Raw genomic sequence first — 6,162 nt, forward strand, 5'->3', positions numbered from 1 at the left:
ATGGACCGCTCCGCCCAGGCTGGCCCCGTCGCCAATGTGCTCGCCTGGTCGGTGCTGCTGTTCCTGCTGCTGCCGATCAGCATCGTCTTCCCGCTCAGCGTGACCGACCAGCGTTTCCTCTCGCTGCCCTACGAGGCGCCGAGCCTCCAGCACTACGTCACGTTCTTCACCTCCGAACGCTGGCTCACCAGCACGTGGCAGAGCCTGGTGATCGCGGTGTTCTCGACCGTGCTGGCGGTGACCTCGGGCACGCTCTGCGCGATCGGCTGCTGGAAGCTCTCGACGCGGCTGACCGATCTCGTGCGCGTGCTGATGCTGCTGCCGATCATCGTGCCCTCGATCGTCTATGCGCTCGGCATCTACCGGCTCTGGATCCGGCTCGACCTGCTCGACACCTATCTCGGCATCATCCTGGTGCACGGCGTGACCGGCATCCCCTACGTGGTGATCACGGTCACGGCGACGCTCGCGAATTTCGACCCCAGGCTCGAACAGGCGGCGCGCAGCATGGGCGCCAACCTGTCGCAGACGCTGCGCTGGGTGATCATGCCGCGGGTGATGCCGGGCATCGCCTCGGGCGCGATCTTCGCCTTCATCCATTCCTGGGACGAGGCGGTGCTGATCCTGTTCATCGCGAGCCGCGCGCTGTTCACGCTGCCGCGGCGGATATGGGACGGCATCAACGAGAATCTCGACCCGGTGATGGCGGTGGCGGCCTGCGTGATGATCCTGCTGTCGATGCTGATGCTCGCGGGCGATCTGTGGCTGAGGAGGAAGCGGGAACGATGACGGAGCTGAGCGCGGCGCAGCGCGACGCGGCCGGGTGGGTGGCCGCGCACGCGGCGTCACTGTCGGCGGACCACCTGCATCTCTGGCGCCTCGCCGAACCCTCCTGGCGCGAGTACCGCTCGGCGGCGTGGTTCGTCGAGCGGCTCCGGCGCGAGGGCTTCACGGTGGAGGCGGGGGCGGCCGGGATGCCGACGGCGTTCCGCGCCACCTGGACCGCGCCGGGCACGCCCGATGGCGCACCGGTGCTCGCCAACATCGCCGAGTACGACGCGGTTCCGGGCACGAGCCAGGAGCCGGTGGCGCGCCGCGAGCCGCGCGCGGGCACGCATCCGCACACGGCTGGCCACACCGATCCGCACTCCGCGCTCGGCATCGGCGCGCTCGCCGGCACGCTCGCGGCCAGGCACGCGATGGAGCGACACGGCCTCAAGGGCACGCTGGTGCTGATGGGCGAGCCGGCCGAGAAGATGTGCGGCTCCAAGCCGGTGCATGCCGCGCACGGCTACTACGACCACTTCACCGCGGCGATCTCCTGGCACCCGACCTCGTTCCTGTCGCTCGCGAATTCCTGCCTGTGGGACACGCATTGCGCCACCTACTGGTCGCGCATCTACACCTTCGAGTGCCTGGAGCCGGAGACCTGGTCGTCCTCGATCGCGCGCACGGGCGTGCACTCCTCGCACTCGGTGAGCCGCGCGCCCGGCGCGATCGACGCGGTGTGCCTGATGTACACCTCGGCGAAGTATCTCAAGGAGAACATGCTGCCGCACCAGGGGGCTTGGTCGCTGAACGAGGCGATCCTCCAGGCCGGGCAGGCGACGGCCGACAACCTGCCGCCTGGGCTCGCGGTGATCCAGTACGCGCTCCGCGCACCGACGATCGAGATGCAGGAGCGGGTCTGGACGGTGCTGGACCGCAACGCCGACCACGTCGCGGCGATGACGCACTGCACGGTGCGCAAGGACTGGGTGACCAAGACGCGGCCGGGCCTGCCGAATCACGCGATCGCCCAGGCGACCTTCGACGTGTTCGCCGCCCTCGGCCCGCCGCGCTATTCGGCGGAGGCGGTCGCGTTCGCGAACGAGTTGCGCGCGGCCTGCGGCGCCTCACCCGTGCCCGATCCGTTCCCTCCCGAAATCCTTCGCCTCTGCACGCCGCAGGACGCCGAGGCCGCGCTGCGCGCGCATCTGCCGCCCTGGCAGAAGAACTACACCTCCGACGACTACACCGACTGGACCTGGCACTGCCCGACCGCGCGGCTCTATGTCGGGCGGGCGCAGCTTCGCGTCGATGCGCCGGGGCGGAACTGGCCGGACTGGACGCGCTACGCGATGGGCGGGCACCCGGCCTGCATCGATCCGATGTGGCTGAAGGCGGCGGAGGTGACGGGCGCGACCTTCGTCGGGCTGCTCGAACGGCCCGCGCTGATCGAGCGGGCGCGCGCGGAGTTCGTCGAGCGCACCGGCGGCGGCATCGGCGGATCACGCTGGCTCGCGCCGCTGCTGCCGAAGGACTTCGCCGCGCCGATCCACTACCGCTGGCCGGAATACGTCGAGACCGCGCGCGGCCCCGAATACACGATCCCCGCGCCACGCTGACATCGCAACAACACGAAGGAGGACCGGTCGTGTCGATCATGACCGAGGGCGAATACCGCTACAACATGCTGATCAAGACCTTCGCCTCGCGCCCCAGCCCGGGCTTTGAGGACGCAAGCGAGCAGCAGGCGGTGTGGGGGCGGCGCTGGGGCTGCACCAACGACGTGGGCCGGCTGCGCGTGGTGCTGATGCACCGCCCGGGCGACGAGCTGAAGATGGTCGATCCGGCCAAGCGCATCGAGCATCTCGGCGCCTATGGCGACACCGAAACGGGCTGGTACTGGCGCGGCCGCGAGATCCCCGACATCGCCACCCAGCAGGCCCAGCATGACGCGCTGGTCGCCGCGCTGCGCGAGGAGGGGGTGGAGGTCGTGTTCCTCGACCGCTGCGCGCCGGGGAAGATGAAGTCGGTCTACACGCGCGATCAGGTGATCGCGGTCGATGGCGGGGCGATCGTCTGCCGGATGGGCGCGCCGATCCGCCGCGGCGAGGAGGCACCGGCGACCGCCACGCTCGCGCGTCTCGGCATGCCGATCCTGCGCACCATCCACGGCACCGGCATCATGGAGGGCGGGTCCTTCGCCTTCATCACGCCCAAGGTCGCCGTGGTGGGGATCTCGTCACGTGTGAACGAGGCGGGTGCCGATCAGGTCGAGGAGGTGCTGCGCGTGCAGGGCGTGGAGCTCTTGCGCGTGCACCTGACGGGCTATCGCCTGCACATCGACGGCGCCTTCGTGATGATCGACGTGGACACCGCGATCATCAACCCGGTGCAGCTGCCGTTCTGGTTCCTCGAGAAGCTGAAGGAGATGAGGATCCGCACCATCGAGGTGCATCCCGAGGATCCGGTGTGGACCATCAACTGCCTCGCGGTCGCGCCCGGGCGCGTGCTGATGGCGGATGCCGTCAGCCCCTACACGGCCGAGGCGCTGGACAAGGCGGGGATCAGCGTGCGGATCGTGCCCTACAGCGCGGTCTACCAGGGCGGGGGCGGCATCCACTGCTCGACCGCGCCGCTGGTGCGCGACCCGATCTAGCGGGCGAGCCGCCTCGCACGAGCGCGGCGGGGCGGCCGGCGATGCCATTCTGCATCCCGCGTGGATGGCGCCGGTGGCGATCGCCGTGCCGCTCCTGGTCCGGGGCACGCCGGCCGTCCTTGCCTGCCGTCGGCAGCCAGGGGGCCGATCGAAGACCGAACCGTCTCACGCAGGCGTTCTCGTGACGTGGCGGATCTCAGGCATCAGCCATGGCGCATTTCGACCGCCGGCCTCAAACGACAAAGAAATCCCACGGGTCGATGCCTTGCGCGTTCGACGATATGTCCCAGGGCACCACCTGTGCGTTCAAGCTGTTCCTCCAGAGGACGTCGCTGCCGCCATTGCCATTGAAGTCGCCGACAGCGGCCACGTTCCAGAGCGCACCCGCTTCGTCCGCCAGCACATTGCGTGCGGCGGCGGTGCTGTCCTGCATGCTCCAGACCTCCAGCCTGTTGATCGACTGGTTCCACATGAAGAGATCGTCGATCCCGTCTCCATTGACATCGGAGATGCCCCGAACGGCCATGTCGAAGCTGAGGTTCCTTTCGACGATCTTCTGCCCGGCGAAACCGCCGTTGTTGATGCTCCACGTCACCACCGTGCCGCTCGCGCTGCTCCGGAGCAGGATGTCATCGTAGGTATCGCCGTTGAAGTTGCCGACACCGACGATCTTCCACGTCAGATCGGTGTTCTTGTGGATCACCGTCTGGCTGGCGAAGGAGCCATTGTTCATCAGCCAAACCACGATGGTGCCACTCGATGCGCTGCGTAACAACAGATCGGATGTGCCATCGCCATTGAAGTCACCCACGCCCTGCAATTGCCAGACAGGATCGGTGTTGCGGTGAACAATCGCCTCACGCGCGATGCGGCCATCCTTGATCGTCCAGGTCGCGACGGTGCCGTCGATGCTGCTCCTCAGCACGATGTCGTCGAAACCGTCGCCGTTGAAGTCGCCCACGCCCTGGATCTGCCAGGTCGTCGGGGCGCCCAGGTAGAGCGTGCTGTGGTTGGTGATGAAACCATCCCTGGACCATCGCACGGCCACCGTGCCGTCGAAGCTGCTGCGGAGCAGAACATCGTCGGTGCCGTCGTTGTTGAAATCGCCGACGCCGACGATCTGCCAGGTCGGGCTGACGTTCAGCAGGTGTCCGGAGCGCGTGCCGGTGATCCAGTTGTCCTCGGAAACCGGCTTGTTGAACACGGTCCCGCGATCCTGCTCCACCCGCATGTAGTCGATCCACATGGCCGGCGACACATCGGGCGTGTCGTCGGGGAAGCTCCACAACTGGTTCTCCCAGGCATAAGGGAGATCGCTCGGCACACCGATCTCCGACCGCGCCGCCTCGACGCCGTCGATAAAGGCGATCGCGATGCCGTCACCGGTCTCGATCCGCACCGTGAACGGAACCCCGGGGATGTGATTGAATCCGGTGGAAACGTTATTGTATTCGTTATTGCTGATGGTCTGAAAAAACCATTCCTGCCGGTCTGCCCGATAGAGCAGGGCGCCGCCGACATTGATGGGATCATCGCGCGAGACCCAGCCGATCGTGAGGTGCAGACCCTGGGTCGTGTTCACAACGACCCGCTGTTCCCCTACGGCCCCCAGGGCGGGAAACCAGTTCATCGCATCGTGCGGGCTGACGGCCGGGTCTTCGCCCAGCCGGATCCGCGCCGTGCCCGCCTCGGTCGAACTGGCAAACAGCTCCAGCCAGTCGCCGAACGAGGCAAGACCCACCGTTCCGGAACCGGCTCGCGACACCCAGTATTGCGGGGCAAGCGTTGGCGAACTGAACTCGTCATGCCATCCCGCGGTCTCGATCGGCCCGATCACCGGGTCCGAGGTGTTGTCGTGCTCGACCCAGAGGTAGTCCACCCAGACCGTCGGCGCGGAGTAGCCGCCGGCGTAGGCCTTGTTCCACAGCTGCGTATCCCAGGCGACCCGTTCGTCGCTTGGCAGGTTGGTGATGGACCGAGCCACTTCGACACCGTCGATGAAGGCGGCCGAGTAGCCGATGCCTGTCTCGACCCTGACGGTGAAGGTCTCGCCAGGCGTGTGCAGCCAGTCGGTCGCGATGTTCGTGTACTGGCCGTCGGCGCCGGTCTGGAAGATCCACTGGCCAAGATCGGCGCGGTAGAGCAGGGCGCCGGCGACGTTCGACGGATTGTCGATAGAAACGAAGCCGATCGTGAGATCGATGTTCAGGATGGTGCTGATCAGGAGTCGCTGCTCACCGAAGGTGGCCCAACCCAGCCCGTCGTACCCCGTGTCAGCCGGAGTGACATAGCGGAGCTGTGCCGCCCCGGCACCCGCCGGCCCGGCGCCCAGGGCGAGCCAGCCGCCGATGGAAGGGTTGGCAGAAAGCCGGATGTTTCCTGTCCCACTCGTGGCTACGGAGTAATCGTTCCACAGGGCGACTCCAAGGAACTCATCGAACCACGAGATATTCACCATCGAGCTGAACCTTTTTCTCACGCCACTGGCAGGCGGCGGATATGATCGCAATGATGGAAAAAAACTTAACATTTGGATGCGCTCCTCGCAATCAGAACGCGATGATTGCGTCGCCCTGCCTCTTGATTGGGCTGGTGTTTCGGACGGCTGCCCACGATCCGGATTCACAGGCACGACGCTGCAATGGCGGCGATGTGCCCTCTGGTCGACCCTCGGTGTCGGACTGCGGCGAGGCGGGTCGCCGCGAGCCGACGGACCATGCGTTCGATCGCGTGGCGGC

The 6,162-nt window shown here is 66.9% G+C and carries 5 protein-coding genes; 4 read left to right on the forward strand and 1 reads right to left on the reverse strand.

Going from position 1 to position 6,162, the window contains the following annotated elements; genetic code table 11:
- From F563_RS0114170 to F563_RS0114180, 3 genes are read left to right on the forward strand one after another with little or no spacing between them, the layout of a single operon-like run.
- Window positions 1-789 (forward strand): ABC transporter permease, encoded by a 789-nt coding sequence (locus tag F563_RS0114170; protein ID WP_019015342.1) that lies wholly within the window; start codon window positions 1-3, stop codon window positions 787-789.
- Window positions 786-2,387 carry a zinc-binding metallopeptidase family protein gene (locus tag F563_RS0114175; protein WP_019015343.1) on the forward strand — a complete coding sequence of 534 codons (1,602 nt, stop codon included), beginning with the start codon at window positions 786-788 and terminating at the stop codon, window positions 2,385-2,387. The genes F563_RS0114170 and F563_RS0114175 overlap by 4 nt, the downstream gene beginning before the upstream one ends.
- A gap of 38 nt (window positions 2,388-2,425) precedes the next feature.
- Window positions 2,426-3,424 carry a dimethylarginine dimethylaminohydrolase family protein gene (locus tag F563_RS0114180; RefSeq protein WP_035575337.1) on the forward strand — a complete coding sequence of 333 codons (999 nt, stop codon included), beginning with the start codon at window positions 2,426-2,428 and terminating at the stop codon, window positions 3,422-3,424.
- A gap of 232 nt (window positions 3,425-3,656) precedes the next feature.
- On the opposite strand, the gene F563_RS0114185 is transcribed toward F563_RS0114180, so the two are convergent.
- Window positions 3,657-5,882 (reverse strand): FG-GAP repeat domain-containing protein, encoded by a 2,226-nt coding sequence (locus F563_RS0114185; protein ID WP_019015345.1) that lies wholly within the window; start codon window positions 5,880-5,882, stop codon window positions 3,657-3,659.
- A gap of 41 nt (window positions 5,883-5,923) precedes the next feature.
- Here F563_RS0114185 and F563_RS25380 point away from each other — a divergent pair.
- Window positions 5,924-6,162: hypothetical protein (locus F563_RS25380; RefSeq protein WP_211211434.1), on the forward strand; the 239-nt coding region annotated here is incomplete at its 3' end.

The organism is Elioraea tepidiphila DSM 17972 (genome assembly GCF_000378465.1).
Lineage (GTDB): Bacteria > Pseudomonadota > Alphaproteobacteria > Acetobacterales > Acetobacteraceae > Elioraea > Elioraea tepidiphila.

Coding starts and splice junctions, on each gene's coding strand:
- F563_RS0114170 (WP_019015342.1), top strand. CDS start 1: ATGGACCGCTCCGCCCAGGCTGGCCCCGTCGCCAATGTGCTCGCCTGG.
- F563_RS0114175 (WP_019015343.1), top strand. CDS start 786: ATGACGGAGCTGAGCGCGGCGCAGCGCGACGCGGCCGGGTGGGTGGCC.
- F563_RS0114180 (WP_035575337.1), top strand. CDS start 2,426: ATGACCGAGGGCGAATACCGCTACAACATGCTGATCAAGACCTTCGCC.
- F563_RS0114185 (WP_019015345.1), bottom strand. CDS start 5,882: ATGGTGAATATCTCGTGGTTCGATGAGTTCCTTGGAGTCGCCCTGTGG.